Annotated in this window: 17 protein-coding genes; 6 read left to right on the top strand and 11 right to left on the bottom strand. The window is 65.4% G+C overall.

Annotated elements, in window-relative coordinates:
• Positions 1 to 35: 35 nt before the first annotated feature.
• From BAC01S_RS23705 to BAC01S_RS23675, 7 genes are all read right to left on the bottom strand, one after another.
• Positions 36 to 932, bottom strand: a complete 897-nt coding sequence (locus BAC01S_RS23705; RefSeq protein ID WP_027797001.1) for an SMP-30/gluconolactonase/LRE family protein — start codon at positions 930 to 932, stop codon at positions 36 to 38.
• Positions 929 to 1,696, bottom strand: coding sequence for an SDR family NAD(P)-dependent oxidoreductase (locus tag BAC01S_RS23700; protein WP_027797000.1), 768 nt, complete (start codon positions 1,694 to 1,696; stop codon positions 929 to 931). Before BAC01S_RS23700 ends, BAC01S_RS23705 begins: the two co-directional genes overlap by 4 nt.
• Before the next feature lie 57 nt (positions 1,697 to 1,753).
• Entirely contained in the window at positions 1,754 to 4,156 is a 2,403-nt protein-coding gene (locus BAC01S_RS23695) for a glycoside hydrolase family 3 N-terminal domain-containing protein (protein ID WP_027796999.1), read from the bottom strand.
• Between the two features lie 122 nt (positions 4,157 to 4,278).
• Entirely contained in the window at positions 4,279 to 5,406 is a 1,128-nt protein-coding gene (locus BAC01S_RS23690) for an ABC transporter ATP-binding protein (protein WP_027796998.1), read from the bottom strand.
• Positions 5,407 to 5,482: 76 nt separating this feature from the next.
• A complete protein-coding gene (locus BAC01S_RS23685) occupies positions 5,483 to 6,322 on the bottom strand; it encodes a carbohydrate ABC transporter permease (RefSeq protein ID WP_043203428.1) in 840 nt (279 codons plus the stop codon).
• 3 nt (positions 6,323 to 6,325) lie between these two features.
• Positions 6,326 to 7,243, bottom strand: coding sequence for a carbohydrate ABC transporter permease (locus BAC01S_RS23680; protein WP_174442460.1), 918 nt, complete (start codon positions 7,241 to 7,243; stop codon positions 6,326 to 6,328).
• Positions 7,244 to 7,316: 73 nt separating this feature from the next.
• Positions 7,317 to 8,600, bottom strand: coding sequence for an extracellular solute-binding protein (locus BAC01S_RS23675; protein ID WP_027796995.1), 1,284 nt, complete (start codon positions 8,598 to 8,600; stop codon positions 7,317 to 7,319).
• Positions 8,601 to 8,910: 310 nt separating this feature from the next.
• On the opposite strand from BAC01S_RS23675, the gene BAC01S_RS23670 reads away from it, so the two are divergent.
• Positions 8,911 to 9,963: a LacI family DNA-binding transcriptional regulator gene (locus BAC01S_RS23670; RefSeq protein WP_027796994.1), complete on the top strand. Its 1,053-nt coding sequence runs from the start codon at positions 8,911 to 8,913 to the stop codon at positions 9,961 to 9,963.
• A gap of 68 nt (positions 9,964 to 10,031) precedes the next feature.
• Here the strand turns inward: BAC01S_RS23670 and BAC01S_RS23665 are convergent, their stop codons facing one another.
• Both BAC01S_RS23665 and BAC01S_RS35395 read right to left on the bottom strand, forming a co-directional pair.
• On the bottom strand, positions 10,032 to 10,232 hold the full coding sequence (locus BAC01S_RS23665; protein WP_027796993.1) for a hypothetical protein: 201 nt from the start codon (positions 10,230 to 10,232) through the stop codon (positions 10,032 to 10,034).
• Positions 10,233 to 10,293: 61 nt separating this feature from the next.
• A complete protein-coding gene (locus tag BAC01S_RS35395) occupies positions 10,294 to 10,482 on the bottom strand; it encodes a hypothetical protein (protein WP_218001768.1) in 189 nt (62 codons plus the stop codon).
• 340 nt (positions 10,483 to 10,822) lie between these two features.
• Between BAC01S_RS35395 and BAC01S_RS23660 the strand changes: the two genes are divergently transcribed.
• A complete protein-coding gene (locus tag BAC01S_RS23660; RefSeq protein WP_027796992.1) occupies positions 10,823 to 12,004 on the top strand; it encodes a porin in 1,182 nt (393 codons plus the stop codon).
• Between the two features lie 142 nt (positions 12,005 to 12,146).
• Here the strand turns inward: BAC01S_RS23660 and BAC01S_RS23655 are convergent, their stop codons facing one another.
• A complete protein-coding gene (locus BAC01S_RS23655) occupies positions 12,147 to 12,620 on the bottom strand; it encodes a type II toxin-antitoxin system VapC family toxin (RefSeq protein ID WP_245616662.1) in 474 nt (157 codons plus the stop codon).
• A gap of 191 nt (positions 12,621 to 12,811) precedes the next feature.
• On the opposite strand from BAC01S_RS23655, the gene BAC01S_RS23650 reads away from it, so the two are divergent.
• Complete coding sequence (locus BAC01S_RS23650; RefSeq protein WP_027796990.1) at positions 12,812 to 14,170, top strand: MFS transporter; 1,359 nt, start codon at positions 12,812 to 12,814, stop codon at positions 14,168 to 14,170.
• Between the two features lie 21 nt (positions 14,171 to 14,191).
• Here the strand turns inward: BAC01S_RS23650 and BAC01S_RS23645 are convergent, their stop codons facing one another.
• Entirely contained in the window at positions 14,192 to 15,052 is an 861-nt protein-coding gene (locus BAC01S_RS23645) for a LysR family transcriptional regulator (RefSeq protein ID WP_027796989.1), read from the bottom strand.
• Between the two features lie 124 nt (positions 15,053 to 15,176).
• On the opposite strand from BAC01S_RS23645, the gene mdtD reads away from it, so the two are divergent.
• From mdtD to BAC01S_RS23630, 3 genes are all read left to right on the top strand, one after another.
• Entirely contained in the window at positions 15,177 to 16,625 is a 1,449-nt protein-coding gene (mdtD, locus tag BAC01S_RS23640; protein WP_156954519.1) for a multidrug transporter subunit MdtD, read from the top strand.
• A gap of 207 nt (positions 16,626 to 16,832) precedes the next feature.
• Positions 16,833 to 17,432, top strand: a complete 600-nt coding sequence (locus BAC01S_RS23635; protein WP_027796987.1) for a DUF2760 domain-containing protein — start codon at positions 16,833 to 16,835, stop codon at positions 17,430 to 17,432.
• Positions 17,429 to 19,270 (top strand): Hsp70 family protein, encoded by a 1,842-nt coding sequence (locus BAC01S_RS23630; protein WP_027796986.1) that lies wholly within the window; start codon positions 17,429 to 17,431, stop codon positions 19,268 to 19,270. The genes BAC01S_RS23635 and BAC01S_RS23630 overlap by 4 nt, the downstream gene beginning before the upstream one ends.
• The last annotated feature ends 1 nt before the right edge of the window (position 19,271 follow it).

The raw sequence follows: 19,271 nt of genomic DNA, 5'->3' as shown, positions 1-19,271 counted from the left end.
CAACAAGAACCACAAATATCAGAACCCCAAACCCTTCACGTAAAAGATCCCACCGCCACCCGACACAACGCCTGCGTCTGCCCCTTCACCGGCACCCGAAACGAAAACAGCCCCCCAGCCAGTGGCTCACGCGCCAGCGCTCCAGCATCCAATCCCTTACGCGCGGTAGTCGCATAAACAGTACAAAGATCATCCCCGCCGAAGGCAAGCTTGGTGACATTCGAACACGGAAACACCACACGCCCCACACTTGTGCCATCCGGCGCATAGCGCTCGATCCGGCCGCCGCCAAACGAAGCGCTCCACACATACCCCTGCGAATCGACCGCAAGCCCGTCCGGATAGCCAGGCTCCAGGTGCGCAGCAAAGAGCCGGCGCCGCGTAAGCTCGCCATCGTCCGCTACGTCGAACGCATAGATCGCGCGCCGCAACGTATCGACGTGGTAAAGCGTGCAGCCATCCGGCGACATGGCCGGCCCATTCGTGATGACGTATCCGCGATCCTGCGCGCTTACCGTGCCATCGGCATCAGCGTCGGCGCGATAAAGGACACCTGTATGCGACGTTTCCGCATCGTCCATCGAGCCGAACCAGAGACGCCCCTGCGCGTCGACATAACCGTCGTTCAGACGATTGCCGGGCTGATCCGTTTCCACCGGCAGGGCAAGCACGAAGCCGCCATCCTCAGGCGTAAAACGATACAGGCCGCCCTGCAGGCCCGCCAGCATCGAACCCTCCTCATGCGGCACCACGAAACCCGGCTGCGCCGGCGCGCGCCAACTCCGCCGCTCCCCCGTATCGACGTTGAAGCGGTGTACCTGGCATAGCTTGATATCGACGAAGTAGATCGAACGCTCGCGCGCCACCCATACAGGCCCCTCGCCCAATTGCGCGCCGGCCTGCCACACGCAGACAGGTGTGATCGCGTTCATTCGCCGTACCAGCCCGCATCCACGAAGTAATCCCGGCCCGTGCAGCGCGCGGCGTCGTCCGAGGCGAGGAACAGCACCATGCGCGCGACGTGCTCGGGATCGATGCGCTCGTGCAGGCATTGCTGCGCCATGATGCGCGCCTCGCTTTCGCTCGACTGCCACAGCTGCATCTGGCGCGGCGTGCGCACCGCGCCGGGAATGACGCAGTTCACGCGGATCCCGTAGTCGCCCAGATCGCGGGCCAGCCCGCGCGTGAGCCCTTCGATAGCCGCCTTCGCCGTCATGTAGACCGAGAGCCGCGGCGAAGCGAGGTGCCATGAAATCGAGCCGAGGTTGATGATCGAGCCGCCGCCAAGCTGGCGCATGCCCTCCGCCACCGCCTGCGCGCAGAAGAAATGATGGCGCAGGTTCACGGCCATGCGGTCGTCCCAGTAGCTGGCTTTCACGTCGCGCACGTCGTGACGGTCGTCGTTGGCGGCGTTGTTCACGAGCACCTGCACGGGTCCCGCCACGCTCGCGATATCGGCGAAGCAGGCTTCGAGCTGCGCAATGTCACGCAGGTCGCAACGCCGGTAGGCCGGCGCGTGCTTTGCCTCGCGCAGCGACTGCGCGAGGGATGCCGAGGCGTCGTCGGCTACGTCGAGAAAAAACACCCGCGCGCCCTGCGCCGCGAATGCCTCGACCATGGCGGCGCCAATGCCCGTACCGCCGCCCGTCACCACCACAACCTTGTCGAGAAGGCTCGGGTAAATCGCGTAAGACATGGTTGCTTCTGTTCCTGAATTCAAAAGTAGCAAGGAATTCGAATAAGGGGTACTGCCTCAGATCACCTGCACGTCGCTCACCATGCGCCAGTCGCGCTCCAGCGTGCGAGTCGCGTTGCCAGTCACGGTAAGCGTCGCGTTCAGATGGATGTCGCGGCTCGAACTGCCGATCATCAGATCGAAGTCGCCGGGCTCCACGATGCGTTCGCCGCGCCCATCCGTGAAATTGAGCATGTCGACCGGCAGGCACACACGCACGCGCGCCTTCTGGTGCGCATCCACCGTGACCCGCGCGAAAGCCTTGAGCTCCTTCACGGGGCGTGACGCCGACGCGAGCCGGTCACGCACGTACACCTGCACGACCTCGTCGCCGGAGCGCCCGCCCATGTTCTCGAGCGTGAAGCTGAACTCGAACGTGCCGTCCTCGATCGGTGCTGCCGCCACGGCGAGTTGCAAATCCCTGTAGCCAAAGCGCGTATAGCCCAGCCCGAAACCGAACGGATAGCGCGAGCCGAAGTGCCACGCAATCGGCGTTCCCGCGCTCTTGAGCCGATGGTTGTACACATAGGGCACGGCACCCGCGCTGGTCGGCACCGAAAGCGGCAGACGGCCGCCGAAGTTCGCCTGACCGGTCAGCAGTTCGGCCAGCGCCTCGGCGCCGCGCTCGCCTGGCGCAAAGGCCATCGCCTGAGCGGCGAGGCGTTCTTCCTGCCCTCCGAGATTGTACGGACGGCCGCCCGTCATCACGACCACGGTGGGCGTGCCGGTGGCGATTACCGCATCGACGAGGGCCTGCTGCACGCCCGGCAACGCGAGGCTGTCCGTGTCCGACCCTTCGCCGACGGTGCCCGATTGAAAGAGGCCTGCCAGGTCGCCCACGAATACGATCGCCACATCGGCGCCGCGTGCGGCGTGCGCCGCTGCCGCAATGCCCGAGGTATCGGCGCTGAGCAGTTCGTCGCGAGTACTGAGGTTCTCCGTGCCCGGTGTCACGTCGCCGGGAAACACCGGCGCGCCTGCACGACGCTCTTCGATAATTGCGCAGCCCTTCTCGTACACGACCTGCGCTTCGCCGAGGGTCTCGCGCAGCGCCTGCAGCGGCGTCTTCATCGACGAAGTCGATTGCTCGCCGCTATTGATGAGGTGCACCGGGAAGCTGTAGCCCGCGAGCAGAGCGAGCGGATCATCGGCCGTCGGTCCGATCACCGCAACCTTCTGCCGCCCATCGTTGGCAAGCGGCAGGACGCCCTCATTGCGCAGGAGTACGATCGACTGGCGGGCCACTTCGTGCGCGACATCGCTCGCTTCGGCGCTGCTCAGGTTCACGCGTTCCGGGTCGGCGTACGGATGCTCGAAGAGACCGATATCGAACTTCACGCGCAGCACGCGCGTCACGGCCGCGTCGAGAGTCGTCTCGCTGATCTCGCCGCGCGCGAGCGCTTCTTTCAGGTGCAGTGCGCACTCGTGCCCCGGCAGTTCGACATCGAGGCCCGCATTGAACGACTGGGCCGCAGCCTCGGCAGCATCGCGCGCCACGCCGTGGTGCGTGTAGAGCAGGTTGACGGCGGCATAGTCCGCCACGATCAGGCCGTCGAATCCCCACTTGTCGCGCAGCACGCCCTGCAGCAGTTCGCGGTTCGTGTGGCACGGCACGCCGTCGATGTCGTGGTAGGCCGGCATCACCGAACCCGCGTGCGCGAGCTTGACCGCCATCTCGAAGGGCAGCATGAAGGTGTCGTTGAGCTCGCGCGGCCCGACATGGACCGGCGCGTGATTGCGCGCGCCTTCGCTCGCCGAATGCGCTACGAAATGCTTGAGCGTCGCGACGAGGTCGCGGCGCTCGCCCTGCAACCCCTGTACGTAATGGCAGGCCATCACGCCCACGAGGTACGGGTCCTCGCCGAACGTTTCCTCCGTGCGGCCCCAGCGCGGATCGCGCGAGACGTCGAGCACGGGCGCGAGCCCCTGATGGCAGCCGATCGAGCGCGCCTGCTCGCCGATCACCTCGCCCACGCGGCCAATCAACGCCGGGTTCCAGGTTGCCGCGTAGTTCAGCGGCGACGGAAACAGCGTGGCGTCCTTGATCATCAGGCCGACGAGGCACTCTTCGTGCGCCATCACCGGAATGCCCAGGCGCGTGCCTTCCACCATCTGACGCTGCAGCGCATTGAGCGCCTTCACGCCCTCCTTCGGGTCCACGGTATGGGTGCCGAGCGGCCGCGTGACCTGCCCCAGACCGTGACGCAGCAGCGTTTCGAGCGGCACACCCGTGTCGCGCTGCGCGAAATCCTCGCTGCGCCATTCATGGCGGCCGTCTTCGCGAAGCTTGAGCCAGACGGCATGCAGCTGCGCAATCTTCTCGTCCAGCGTCATGCGCGCAAGCAGGTCGGCTACGCGAGCTTCGGTAGGTGCGTCGTGCCGGCGGTAAACCGGGGTCTCGCTGGTATGTTGAAGCGACATCCATTCACTCCTGACAATAGGGTTCGCAGGCAGCCGGGAGGCGCCTATACGATTAGTATGACTGATTGACCGATCACGATGTTCGCCCTTGAGCAAACACCAGAAAACTCAGGCGAGACGGCTCAACGCCGCTTCAACGCCATATCGCGGTCATCGAACACGTGACACGACTCGGCCGGCAACGCGAGATTGACCGTATCGCCGTCACTTAGCGTGCTGTCGCCCGCGATCTTCGCGATCAACGGACCCGCGTCGTGAGCCAATGGCTCCGCGTGCACGTAGCTGTGTTCGCCCATGCGCTCGACCAGCCTCACCCGGCAAGCCAGCGTCTGCTCGTTGCCGGCGTCCACAGCCAGGCGCAGATGTTCGGGGCGCACGCCAAGCGTCACCTTCATGCCGACGCTCGCACCCGCCGCCTCCACCCGGGCACGCACGCGCTCGCCGCTTGCCAGCGCGATCACCACGCCGCCTTCGTCGGCCGCCGCCACCGTTCCCGCGAAAAAGTTCATTTTCGGGGAGCCGATGAAACCGGCCACGAAACGGCTCTTCGGATGGTGGTACAGATCGAGCGGCGCCCCCACCTGGGCGATGCTGCCGTGCCGCTCCATGTTCGCGCCGGTCTGCAGCAGCACGATGCGGTCGGCCAGCGCCATCGCTTCCACCTGGTCGTGCGTGACGTACACGGCACTGGCCTCGCGGAACTCGCGGTGCAGCCGTGCGATCTCCGTGCGCGTCTGTACGCGCAACGCCGCGTCGAGGTTCGAGAGCGGCTCGTCGAACAGGAACACGCCCGGTTCGCGCACGATCGCGCGCCCGATCGCCACACGCTGGCGCTGCCCACCCGAAAGCGCGGCGGGACGCCGCTCGAGCAGCGCGTCGAGCTGCAGCGCCGCGGCGGCGCGCCGGACCTTCTCGTCGATCAGCGACTTGTTCATCTTCGCCTGGCGCAGGCCGAACGCCATGTTTTCGTAGACGCTCATGTGCGGATAGAGCGCGTAGTTCTGGAACACCATCGCGACGCGGCGTTTCGCGGGCAGGACGTCGTTCATCCGTTGACCGTCGATATGCAGCTCGCCGCCCGTGATCGATTCGAGACCCGCGATCATGCGCAGCAGCGTGGACTTGCCGCAGCCGGAGGGCCCCAGAAAGACGCAGAACTCGTTCTTGCCGATTTCGAGGTTCGCGTTGCGGATCACCGCGTGGCCATTCGCATAGGCCTTCTGTACGTTCGTGAGGGAAATGCTTGCCATGTCGTGTTCTGCGAAGTTCGGTAGGCGGGCCGCGGGGCCGCGCGGTTTCGTCTCGTGCGCTTTGTGCTGTTGCGCGTCAGCCCTTCAGCGATCCGGCCATCATGCCCTTGATCACGCGCTCCTGGCCAAATGCGTAGGCGACGATCAGCGGCAGCGAGGTCAGCGTGACGACCGCCAGCATTGCCGGCACGTTGGACGAGTACTGGCCCTGGAAGTCCCAGATGGCGAGCGGCAGCGTGCGATGCTCGGGCGTGGAAGTGAGCATGTAGGCGAAGATGAATTCGTTCCACAGGCCGATGCCGTTGTAGATCGCAACCGTGGCAAGCCCCGGCCCCGAGAGCGGCAGGAAGATGCGCCAGAAAATGCTGAACGGACCGCAGCCGTCGAGTTCCGCCGCCTCCTCCAGCTCGCGCGGAATCTGCCGCATGAACTCGGAGAGGATGAAGATCGACACCGGCAGGCTGAGCGCGACATACGGGCCGATCAGCGCAAACGGCGTGTCGTAGAGGCCCAGATTGCGCGTAAGCAGATAGATCGGTACGAGCGTGGCATGCAGCGGCACGATCATGCCCGCCACCACGAGCCCGAAAAGCATCTTGTTCAGCGCGAATTTCATGCGCGCGAAGGCATACGCGGCCATCGCGCTCACCAGCACGATCAGCACCACGGAAACACCCACCACGAACACGCTGTTGCGGAAGTACGTGAAATACGGCCCTTCAAGCACCGCGGCATAATTGCCGAAGTACAGGTGCGCGGGCGGTGCCCAGACCGGCAACGAATAGGTCTCGTCCTGGGTCTTGAGACTCGTTGCGACTACGAAAAGAAACGGCAGCGTGGTGACGGCCAGCCAGATCAAGGCCAGCAGCGGCACGCCCACGCGCAGGTTCGGAATGCGAAGCGCTTTCGTCGTCATGGCTCACACCTCGGTTGCATAGCGGCGCGTGAAACGCAGCGACACCGCGGCGACCGCGCAGACGATGATGAACATCGCCGAGCCGATCGTGCTGCCGTAGCCAAGCTGAAACGAGCTGAACACGGTGCGGTACATATACGTGGCCATCAGTTCCGACGAACCCTCCGGCCCGCCCCCCGTCATCACATAGATGAGGTCGAAGTAACGCAGCGAGCCGAGCACGGAGAGCAGCACCGCGGTACGCACGGTGCCCTGCAGATGCGGCAGCTTGATGCGCCAGAAGATGGTCCATTCGGAAGCGCCGTCGAGCCGCGCGGCCTCGTTGACCTCGGCGGGCATCGACGAGAGGCCCGCGAGAAACAGGATCATGTAGAACGGCGTGTTCTGCCAGCAGATCACGGCAATGGTCGAGGCGAGCGAGAGATGCGGGTCGCCTAGCCAGTCCTGTGCGAGCGCGTCGAGCCCGAGTGCGCGCAACCCGACATTGAGTGGTCCGAAGTTCGGATCGTAGACGTTCTTGAACAGCACGCCGATCGCGACGCTCGACATGAGCAGCGGCAGGAAGTAAAGAATTTTCAGCAGGCGCGAGCCGCGCCCGGCTTTTTCCAGCAGCACGGCCAGTGCGAGCGCGATGGGCAGCTCGACGACGATCGACGTCACGGCAAGGATCACGTTGTTCGCGAACGCCTGCCAGAACACGGTATCGCGCACAAGACGAGCCCAGTTCGAGAGCCCCACGAAGCGGGCGTTGCTGCCCAGACCGTTCCAGTCGAGCAGCGAAAGCCGCAGGCTGGAGACGAGCGGATAGAGCAGGAACACCGCGAGCAGCACAATCGCGGGCGCGAGAAACGCGGCGGCGACGAGCCCTTGCGTCGAGATGCGCAGACGGCGTTCGGGTACGGCGGAAAGGACGATGTTCACGTGCTTGTCTGCCTGCCGGCGCTTTTTGACGGCGCCGGCAGGACTTTCCTGTGGGACGGTCTGTCTCTGTCGATCAGCTACCCGCTTTCGCGGCGGCTTCCATCTGCTGCGCGGCGGCCTCAGGCGTCAGCGAAAGGCCGAACAGCGACTGCGTGGTGTCCTTGTGCAGCTCGCCAAGGGCCGGCGGCAATGCCTGGTCATACCAGAGCTGGACGTTCGGCGCGTCCACGATCAGGGCCTGCAGACGCTTGAGGAACGGATCGTCGATCTGCACGTTCTTGATCGGCGGAATCTTGTGGTCGCCCACGCGCGCCTGCATCGATTGATCGTCGGTCAGCGCCTGGATCAGCTTGAACGCCTGCTCCGGATACTTGCACTCGGTCGAAATACTCAGGAAGCCGTCGCCCACCGTGCCGATCACGTCGCGCGGGTCGCCCTTGCCGCCCGGCACGCTCGGGAACGGGAAGAAGTCGAGCTTCTTCGAAAAAGCCGGGTCTTCGTTGGCGATCGTCGACGCTTCCCAGCCGCCCATCAGCTCCATCGCGGCGCGGCCCGAGTACAGCAGGCGGCGCGAGGCGCCGACGTCGTAATCGAGGCCGTTGTAGCCCTGTGCGAACCCGCCCGCCTTCACGAGCTGCTGGATGTACTTGCCCGCCTCGACGAACGCCGGATCGCCGAAGCCCTTGCCGGTGCCGGCCACCGCGTCGCGCACGACCTGCGGGCCGCCGATGCGGTCGACGAGATACATGTAGTACATCGAACCGGTCCACTTGTTCTTGTTCGCCAGCGCGAACGGTGCGACGCCGTGCGACGTGAGCACCTTTACTACGTGCATCAGATCGTCCCAGGTCTTGGGCGGCGTGAGGCCGTATTGCTGGAAGAGGTCCTTGTTGTAGAAGATCACCGCCGCCGAGGCGTTTTCGGCCGCCACGCCATACGTCTTGCCGTCGAACGTCACCGCGCTCCACGAGGCCGGCAGGAAACGATCGCGGTATGACGGGTCCTTCTGCAGATACGGCGTGAGATCGACCACCTGGCCGGACTTCACGTACTCATGCAGCGGGCCGCCGCCCCACGTTGCGAACACGCACGGCGGCTGGTTGGCGCCGAACGCGACTTTCAGCTTGGTCTTGTAGGCATCGTTCAGGATGTGCGAGTTCTCGACCTTGTAGCCCGGGTTCGCCTTCTCGAAACGATCGGACGCGTCCCGCAGGATCTTGCTCGACGACACATTGGTCTGCTGATCCCACGTCGTGATCACCTTCGCATCCTGCGCGTGGGCCACGCCACCCAAGGTCAGCGATGAAAGCAGCGCCGCCGCGCCCATCGCCCTCTTCGATACCACCGCATACGCCATCTGATGTCTCCTGTCGTTCGTCTTGTGGGTTAATCTACGTTAGGAACGTTAGCCTTAACGTTACGAAATGGTAGTTATATCGTTCGGCTCTCGCCAGAGGGGGTTAACCCGCAACCATGCCCTGCTTCTCCCAGGCTCACGCCATCATGCCGGCTTCCCCGCAATAGGGCTGCAGGAAAGGCCGTAAGACCCATTGGAGTGAGCCCGGTTGCTCGCCGTTCCGGTTCTGTTAGAATACCTTCCGAAATAACGATATCGCTAACGGCCTCAAGGCCGACGCTAACTTACTTACCAACAAGCTCGTCACGGCATGACCAAGCAAAACCCCACGCTGGCAGACGTCGCGCGACTGGCTGGCGTTTCGCAGATGACCGCGTCGCGCGCACTGAACGGACGCTCCGGCGTCTCGCGCGAAACGCGCGACGAAGTGGTCCGCATCGCCTCCGACATCGGCTATGTCGTCAACCGCACCGCGCAAAAACTCTCGGGCGGCCAGAACGGCATTATCGGCATCATCACGCCCACGCTCGACACGCAGTTCGCAAGCGAACTGATACTCGGCGCAGGACGCGCGGCGCGTGCGGCCGGTTGCGAGGTGCTGGTCTATACCGTCTCCGACGACAGCCGCTCGCACCCGGAAGTGCTCAAGCTCGTGCGCCAGTTTTCCGATGGCCTGATCGCGATCCTGCCGCGCGAGACGATGTGCCTCGATTCGCTCGCCGCGGCCAACGTGCCCGTGGTCGTGGTGGATCAGCGCGGCACGCTGAACCGTTTTCCTTCGGTCTCCGTAGATAACTACGGCGGCGCCTGCATGGCCGTGGAGCATCTGGTCGAACTCGGGCACAAGCGCATTGCGTTTCTCGGCGGCGACGAAGCGATCGAAGGCGTGCGCGACCGCCAGCGCGGCTATCACGACACGCTGGCCCGGCATGGCCTGCCGCACGACCCCGAACTGATCGTCACCGGCGATCTCTCGCAGATCACGGCGTTCGAGGTAGCCTCCGGCCTGCTCGACCAGCCCAATCCGCCCACCGCCGTCTTTACGGCCAACGACCAGAGCGCGTTCGGCGTCATCGCGGCCGCACGCGAGGCCGGATTGCGCGTTCCGAAGGATATTTCCGTGATCGGCTTCGACGACATTCCGATGGCCGAGCAGTTTCATCCGGCGCTGACGACCGTGCGCCAGCCCTTTCAGCAAATGGCGAGTTCCGCGGTCAATACGCTGCTCGCGCAGATCAGCGGGCTCGACACGGCGTCGCAGCGCACGACGTTTCCTGCGGAGCTCGTCGTGCGCAATTCCACCGGCCCCGCGCCGTTCGGTCAGCGGCAAACGGCGGCTGCGCGCAAAAGCCGCGCCGGCTGAACCGGCGCCGGTCGCGAGCGCGCTGGTCATCCCGCCTCCCAGGCGGAACAGGCGGGAACGCGACCGGCTCAGCGCGACTCCGGATTGAAGTGGATGATGGCCTCACGCAGCGCCGCAATAGGCTGCTTGCGACGGCCCGCATAGCGCCGGATCTCGATCGTGGGCTGCCCGTGGTCCGTGACGATCAGGCTTTCCCCCAAGGTCTCCACCTGCCTGAACAGTTCGCAGGCCTTCGCTTTGAACACCGCCTTCGACACCCGTCGCTCCACTGTCTATCTCCTGTCCTTTGTCCGTATTACACGCCTTCTACCTTATCGGGCCGGCGCTTTGTTATCGGTAACGTGACGATATCATACGGCGCCCTGCGGACAAAATTTTCAGGCTGCGGGAGAACCCCAAAGATCTCCTGGCACTGACCCGAACCGAAACATAGTCATCAGCATAACTGATCATTTCCGGTAAACCTTCGGCGATATCGCGCAGCGCCGTTCCCACGCCCCGTTCATGCGCGTTGTTCATCTGCAACAAGCCTTGTGCAGTTCGTGCCATGCAGCGCGAGCCCAAGCGCCGCTCCGCCCCGCCGCGCCCGCCTTCAGCGGACCTTGGCCGAATCGCGTGAAACGGCGTCCTTTACCTCCCGGCGAAATGCGACCAGACAATCTGACCACACTAAAACCGCGCGGCGTTGCACGCGCTTGGCAAGCGGATTTTCGTCAGCGTTTTCCTGACCCGTCAAAGTAGCAGTCCTTGATATCTGGCTGTCTAGAATCTCGCTCGAAACGCTCACGAGCGCTTTCACATCCCGTATTACCAAAACAGACTTTCGACCATGGACGAGACAACGAGCTACAGGTTCAACATGAAAAAAAGCATCATCGCTCTTTCCCTCCTCGCGCTGACCGCGGGCGCTCAGGCCCAGAGCAGCGTCACGCTGTATGGCCGTATCGACAACGGCCTCGTCTACCGCACCGGCATTCCGGGCGGCAATGTGTTCGGCGCGCAGAGCGGCGGCTGGGGCGAATCGTGGTGGGGCCTGTTGGGCTCCGAAGATCTTGGCGGCGGCAGCAAGGCCATCTTCCAGCTGGAAAGCGGCTTTAGCGCAATGACCGGCAACGTGCAGAACGGCAGCCTCTTCGGCCGCCATGCCACGGTCGGTCTCAGCAACGACCGCTTCGGTACCTTCAAGCTCGGCAACATCGGCGCCGGCGAAATCTCGCAGGACAGCTGGGATATCGACCCGCAACTGATGCAGCAGTACGCCATCGCGACGCTCGTGCGCGGCCGCAACTGGGCCCAGGCCGGCAACGGCGCCGAGTACACGTCGCCGTCGATGGGCGGGCTGACCCTCAAGGGCCAGTACGAACTCACCAACAGCCCGTCGTGGAACAGTGCACCGGGCTGCAGCGCGTCGAGCTCGAGCCCGTGCGGCAGCGGTCCCGCCCAGGTGGGCGGCGGCCAGGGCCGCGCCGACGGCTTCAAGGCGATGTACACGGGCGGCAGCTTCGAACTGCTTGCGATCTACGACGAAACGCGCGACACCAACGGCAAGTTCGACAACGTCTACCAGTATTCGCGCTCGGCCATGGCCGGCGGCAATCTGACGTGGGGCCCGCTCAAGGCCTTCGTCGGCTACCAGCATCTGGCCGCTCCCGATGGTTCATACGGCAGCTACGGCGTGACGCCGGGCACGCTGCCGGGCGGCGCCACCCCCGTCACGGCGGTGGACCACGAATGGCTCGGTCTCGCCTGGCAGGCCAACGCCGCCGTAGCGCTCACGGGCGCGGTGTACCACGCCAACGCGAACAACGGCAACGGCAACGCGACGATGTACACGCTGGCCGGCACCTATAACCTCTCGAAGCGCACGTTCCTGTACACCGAACTGGCCTACGTGGAGAACAGCAAAACCTCGAACGTGGGTCTCGGCAACGGCTACGCCGATCCTTACGGCCCGAACACCAACCAGGGCGGCACGAGCCAGACGCCGAACTACGGCAGCGGCCAGTTCGGCGCGATCGCAGGCATCATGACGCAGTTCTGAAGTCCCGCATCACTGGCATGCCGTGCGTGATATGCGGCATGCCATCTGCTTCACTTTCTCCGCAGTACCTTCATTTCAAACCGGCACGACCGTGATCCATACCTGCGGTCTGCCGGTCTTTTTCCCGGCACCTCTCCTCCAGTCACCAGACCGTTTCCACGTAAGCCAGAGTTCCGATCCGGGCCTCGGGCGTCACGAGCGCACAACCGTGCGTGTAGGCCGTTGCGGCAATCAGGCGCTGATGCGAATTCAGCTCCGAAGAGGTCGACGCCGCGCGAGCCGCAATCGCGGTACTCACCGGTATCGTGCGCACGCCTTCGATCGCCACCAGCGCCGAAAGCCAGCTGCGCGTGTCCATCGCCAGCGCGAGCCGGCCGTCCTCCACGAACTGCGCCACGTCCAGCAGCGTAATCGTTGAAATAAGGATGTCGCCGCCGTTCAATTCGGTTTCGATGGTGTTGCGCGCCGTCTCGCTCAGGTCCTCGCGCCCGCTCAACCAGTACACCAGGGCCAGGGTGTCGAGCGCGATCATGGGGTCGCCCCGCTGCCCGGCGTTACGACGATGGGCACGCCGCGGACGGTCTTGTGGCTCTTCTCGTTCATCGCGAATCTCCAAACCTTCCAGATTTTTTGTTTAGCCACGTCCATCCTGTATGGGGACATAGTCTCAGGCCGGAAATGTTAGCGATAACGCACGGCGATGTCATGCGAGGGAATTCCCGGTCCCGGTGCAGCTATCCGGCTTGTCGCGCGGCGGCAGTCGTGCTAATTTAGTTACCGGTAACAAACACAAAAAAGGAGACTCCCGTGACAACGCTCAGCCAGGCCGCCGCCGCCCCTGCCGTCATAGACGAAGCGGAAGAGCAGCTCTACCGCAAGGTATTGCGCCGCATTCTGCCGTTGCTGCTGCTCTGCTACGTCGTGGCCTATCTGGACCGCGTCAATGTGGGTTTTGCGAAGCTGCAGATGCTCGATTCGCTCGGCCTGAGCGATGGCGTTTATGCCGTGGGCGCCAGCATCTTCTTCTGGGGTTATTTCTTCTTCGAGATTCCCAGCAACCTGCTGCTGCACCGCTACGGCGCGCGCTTCTGGATCGCGCGCATCATGGTGACCTGGGGCATCGTCTCGTCGTCGCTGGCCTTCATCGCGCCGCTCGCGCGGTTCTTTCATGTCGAAGCCTCGACGATGTTCTATCTCCTCCGGTTTCTGCTGGGCGCCTGCGAAGCGGGCTTCTTCCCGGGCATCATTCTTTATATGAACTACTGGTTTCCGGCGCGCCGCCAGAGCGTTGCGATGTCGGGATTCCTGATCGCCATTCCGGTCAGCCTGACGCTTGGCGGCGTCGTCTCGGGGTGGCTGATGGAAAACATCCACGGCGTTCTGGGCATGGGCGGCTGGCAGTGGATGCTGCTGCTGGAGGGCGTGCCGTCTATCCTCGTTGCCGTGATCGTGCTGCTCACGATGGGCGACGGCATCGCGTCTGCCAAATGGCTCACGGCAGCCGAAAAAGCGCTGCTGCAACGAAACCTGGAACAGGAAGGCACGACGAAGGCGCACAGCATGGCCGCGGGGCTGAAGAATCCGCAGGTGTGGCTCCTCACCTTCATCCTGCTGAGCTTCAATACCGGCTTCTATGGCCTCGCGTTCTGGCTGCCGTCCATCATTCGCGCGTCAGGCGTGACGAGCCCGCTGCACATCGGCCTTCTGACCGCCATTCCCTACCTCAGCGCCGTGGTCGCGATGATCTGCAACGCCTCGCACTCGCGCAAGACCGGCGAGCGGCGGCTGCATGCGGCCATTCCCGCGTTCATCGGCGGCATCGGGTTGATGCTGAGCGCCTTCTTCGCCCACAACGTGCCGCTTTCGATCGCATTCCTCACGATCTCCACCTGCGCGATTCTGGGGCTCATGCCGATCTACTGGACGTTCCCTGGACAGATACTCTCCGGCGCGGCCGCCGCCGCGGGCATCGCCCTCATCAATTCGGTCGGCAATCTCTCCGGCTTCACGGGCTCGATGATCACGAGCGTGGCGAAGGACCTGACCGGCGACATCAACAACGGCACCTACGCGCTCGGCGCCTGCCTGCTCGTGAGCTGCGTCCTGATTCTCTCGATTCCGAAAACCATGCTGAACCGCGAATCGCCCGATCACAGTCAGGCCTAGTAACACAAGCGCACGCTCCGCCTACTCCCCAATCCACGCCCCGCGCAAATCGCTCTCGTGCAGCAGTTGCAGCAGCGTTCCCGCAGGACGGCTAAGCCGCTTCGCCGCAAGCACGATGAACTCCACATCGGGCAACCCGGGCAGGCTCGCCGCATTGACGGGCGGCACGAGCCCGCGCGCCGAGAGGTACTGCGGCCGCACGGTTATACCAAGGCCGCCGCGCGCCGCCGCAATACAGCCGGCGTGGCTGCTGCTCGTGCACACCACCTGCCAGCGGAAATCCGTCTGCGCGAGCGTATCGAGCACAACGGCGCGCGTCACGCTGGGCTCGGCCACGAGTATCAGCGGCAGCGGCTGCGTCAGGTCCACCAGCGTGCCCGTGCGCGCGAGCCACTCCAGCCGCCCGGTGAAGAGCGGCACGCCGCGCTTGTCGCCCAGGCGCCGCTTGCCCACCATCAGATCGATCGCGCCGGCATCCAGCAGGTCATAGAGCTTGCCGGTCATGCCGATCGTGATCTCCAGCTCCACGTCGGGATGCGCATTACGAAACGCAGCCAGCACGGTCGGCAGCGGGCCGAGCGCGATGTCGTCGGAGGAGCCGAGACGCACGCGCCCCTTGAGCCGCGGTGCCCGGAACTGCGCCTCGGCACGATTGATGGCCTGCAGGATCGCGCCCGCGTGCGCGAGCATGGCCTCGCCATCGGGCGTCATGGCGAGCGAATGGGTATCGCGCACGAACAGCCGCCGGCCGACCGCGTGTTCGAGGCGCCGGACATGGTCGCTGACGCTCGACTGCGTGAGGCCGAGCTGGCGCCCTGCCTCGGTGAAGCTGTGACAGGCGGCAACGGTCGCGAAGGTCTTGAGCCAGGAGGGATTGATCATAGGGCATTGTTATCGGTAAAGCCGATGACAGTCAACGCCGCCAGCGGGGTTCCCGATTGCCCGCAATGACAATATGATTAACGGGTGCCGACAAGTGCGCAAAGGGTTGACTCGCGCGCACGCCATGCGCCGTCACTCCCCGCCCGCCCAGGGCAATGGCGCCCCACCCGTACCGATGAACAAGGATTCAAGTCATACCGCGTTGCTGTGGATCGTCGCCGCCGGCTTTTTCATGCAGGCGCTCGATACCACCATCGTCAATACCGCCCTGCCGTCCATGGCGCGCAGCCTGGGCGTGAAGCCGCTCATGATGCAGCCGGTCATCGTCGCGTACACGCTGACGATGGCCATGCTGACGCCAGCCTCCGGCTGGCTCGCCGACCGTTTCGGCACGCGCCGCGTCTATTTCACGGCCATTCTGATCTTCGTGCTCGGCTCGCTGTGCTGCGCGAGCGCGCATACGCTCGGCCAGTTGGTGGTCGCGCGCGTGCTGCAAGGCGTGGGCGGGTCGATGCTGCTGCCCATCGGGCGGCTCGCCGTGCTGCGCGCCGTGAGCGGCGAGCAGTACGTTGCGGCGCTCGCGATGATTTCGGTGGCGGGCCAGGTCGGTCCGATCGTCGGGCCGACGCTGGGCGGCTGGTTCGTCGAAGCCGCGACGTGGCACTGGATTTTCCTCATCAACGTGCCGATTGGCGCGGTCGGCCTGATCGCGGTGCTGCGCTACCTGCCGCGCGCGGCAGGCACGGCCGCGCCGCCGTTCGACGTGGCCGGCTGCGCGCTGCTCTCGCTGTGCATGATCGCGTTTTCGCTCGCCGTGGACGTGCCCATGCAGTCGCATCGCACCGCGTGGTCCGTCGCGCTCTTTGTGCTGGCGCTCGCCGCCGCGCTCGCGTATGTGCCCTATGCGCGGCGCCGCGCGAATCCGCTCTTCAAGCTCGCGCTCTTTCGCGAGCCGAATTTCAGTGTCGGCCTGATCGGCAATCTCGTGTGCCGGATCGGCTCGAGCGCCGTGCCGTTCCTCGTGCCGCTCCTCATGCAGCTCGAACTCGGCTATACGCCGCTGCGTTCCGGCTTGATGATGCTGCCCGCCGCGCTCGCCGGCGCCATCGCCAAGCGCTGGATCGCGCCGCTGATCCGCCGTTATGGCTACGACCTGTTCCTGCTCGTGAACACGCTCGTTGTCGGCGGATCGATCGTTGCGTTCGCACTGATCTCGCGCGGCACGCCGCTCGCCGTGCAAATGGCGGTGCTGGCCGTGTTCGGCGCGGCCAATTCGATGCAGTTCGCCGCCATGAACAGCATCACGCTCAAGGGGCTCTCCCACGAAGACGCCGGCAGCGGCAACAGCCTCTTTTCGATGGTGCAGATGCTCGCCATGGGGCTGGGCGTGTCGATCGGCGGCGCGCTCGTCACCCTGTTCGCCGATCAGTGGGGCACGATCACGGCGGGGTTCCGCATGAGCTTCGCCTGCGTCGGGGCCATCACGCTGCTCTCCGCGCTGATCTTCCGCCGCATCGACGAGAGCCCGGCAGCCGGCGCTGCCGTGAAGACGGCGGCCGCGGGCGGCCGGTAGCAGCCGCGCTGCGGGCGCCAAACTCAGCCCTCCATTCCGTTCCCGAGTCGGTATTTTCCCCGACTCGTCACCGCGACAAGGCAAAATAGCGGTTTTGGGTCCGCACCGGGCCCTCCCCATTCCCGCCGGCCTCCGGGCGCATCGCGCCCTATCGGGACCGGCTCAGGCCCGCTCGCCGTACACGCGAGCCTTGAGGAGCAGTCTTTCATGACCGAATCGAATCTGTCTTTCGCCGGCCGGCTTGCCGTTGCCGTCGGATCGTTTTTTGCCATTCTCGGCGACGGCAAGCTCGCCGCGAACGTGCAGCGCCTGCGTAATGGCGAAGCGGCGCCCGTTACGGCGCCCGTCCAGCCCGTCGCGCCGGCTGCCCCGGTAAGCGCACCGCACCCCGCGCCGGCCGCAGCGCCCGCACCCGCTATCGAAGCCGCCAGCCCGGACTCCGCCCTGCAACTGCTCGGCCTGCTCCAGCGCAACGCGCGCTTCGTCGATTTCGTCGAAGAGGACATTGCCGGCTATTCGGACGCCGACATCGGCGCGGCCGCGCGCCTCGTCCACGAGGGCTGCCGCTCGACGCTGCGCGAGCACTTCACGATCCGCCCCGTGCGCGACGAGGCCGAAGGCAGCCGCGTCACGCTGCCCGAAGGCTTCGACGCCACGGCCGTGCGTCTCACGGGCAACGTGGTCGGCGCGGCGCCGTTTACCGGCAGCATTGCGCACCGCGGCTGGCGCGTGGCCGACGTGAAACTGCCGAAGCTCGTCAAGACCCACGACGTGAGCGTGATCGCACCGGCGGAGGTGGAGCTATGAGCGAGTCGCGCTACTGCATCGGCATCGACCTCGGCACCACGCACTCGGCGCTCTCGTTTGTCGATCTCGCCGCCAGCGAAGGCGAAAAGACGAACCAGGGTGTGCTGCCCATCGCGCAGCTCACGGCGCCCGGCACGCTCGAAACGCCGAACCTGCTGCCGTCGTTCCTCTACCTGCCGCATTCGGGCGAGCTCACGCCCGGCGACCTCACGCTGCCCTGGACCGCGAGCCGCGACTACGCGGTGGGCGAACTCGCGCGCAGCCGCGGCGCGGGCACGCCCATCCGCCTGGTGTCGAGCGCCAAGAGCTGGCTCTGCCATCCGGGCGTGGACCGCCGCGCCGCCATCCTGCCGAACGACGCGCCGCCCGAAGTCGCGCGCGTCTCGCCGCTCGAAAGCTCGGTGCGCTACCTCACGCACCTGCGCGAAGCGTGGGATCACGCGCATCCGGAAGCGCCCTTCGTCGATCAGGACATCACCGTCACGATCCCGGCCTCGTTCGATCCGGCCGCGCGCGAACTGACCGCCGAGGCCGCGCAGGCGGCCGGCTATGCCCGCATGACGCTGCTGGAGGAGCCGCAGGCCGCGCTCTATAGCTGGATCCAGAAAAGCGGCGGCATCTGGCGCAAGGAGGTCAAGGTCGGCGACATCCTCCTCGTCGTGGACGTGGGCGGCGGCACGACCGACCTCTCGCTGATCGCCGTCGTGGAGCGCGAGGGCAATCTCGAACTGCATCGCGTGGCCGTGGGCGACCACATCCTGCTCGGCGGCGACAACATGGATCTCGCGCTCGCCCACGTGGTCGCGCGCAAGCTCGCGGCGCAGGGCACGCAGGCCGATCCGTGGCAGCTGCGCGCCCTCACCTACGCCTGCCGCGCGGCCAAGGAAACGCTGCTCAACGACCAGAGCGCGGACGCGGTGCCCCTCGTCGTGCCGAGCCGCGGTTCGAAGCTGATCGGCGGCTCGATCCGCACCGAGCTCACGCGCGCCGAACTTACGCAGACGATCCTCGAAGGCTTCTTCCCGATTGTCGACGCAGCGGCGCGGCCCGTGAGCCGCGCACGCGCGGGCCTCACGCAACTGGGCCTGCCGTATGCGCAGGACGCGGGCATCACGCGCCATCTGGCAGCCTTCCTCGGCAAGCAGGTGGGCGCGCTCGCCAACCTCGAAGGCCTCGCCGACGCGGTGCCCGAAGGCGCGAGCTTCCTGCATCCCACGGCGGTCCTTTTCAACGGCGGCGTGTTCAAGTCCGAACTGCTCGCAAGCCGCATTCTCGACGTGCTCAACGGCTGGCTTGCCGCCGAAGGCGTCGCACCCGCGCGCCTGCTGGGCGGCGCCGACCTCGACCTCGCGGTCGCGCGCGGCGCGGCCTACTACGGCTACGTGAAGCGCGGCAAAGGCGTGCGCATTCGCGGCGGCACGGCGCGCGCCTACTACGTGGCGATCGAGTCGGCCATGCCGGCCGTGCCGGGCCTGGAGCCGCCCGTTTCGGCGCTGTGCGTCGCACCCTTCGGCATGGAAGAAGGCACCGACGCGGCCCTGCCCCCGCAGGAATTCGGTCTCGTCGTGGGCGAGCCCGTGCATTTCCGCTTCTTCGGTTCGTCGGTGCGCCGCCAGGACCAGGTGGGCACGATGCTCGACTACTGGTCTCCCGAGGAGTTGCAGGAACTCGATGAAATCCAGGCCACGCTGCCGACCGAAGGCCGCACGCCCGGTGACATCGTGCCGGTGCGCCTGCACGCACGCGTGACCGAGGCGGGCACGCTCGAACTCGAAGCGGTGCCCTCGGGCAGCAGCGAGCGCTGGAAAGTCGAGTTCGACGTGCGCGGCGGCGCCTGAC

The organism is Paraburkholderia acidipaludis NBRC 101816 (assembly GCF_000684975.1).
GTDB classification, from domain to species: Bacteria; Pseudomonadota; Gammaproteobacteria; order Burkholderiales; family Burkholderiaceae; genus Paraburkholderia; species Paraburkholderia acidipaludis.
The sequence above is the reverse complement of the archived record's forward strand: the minus strand, read 5'-3'. Positions and strand labels throughout refer to the sequence as shown.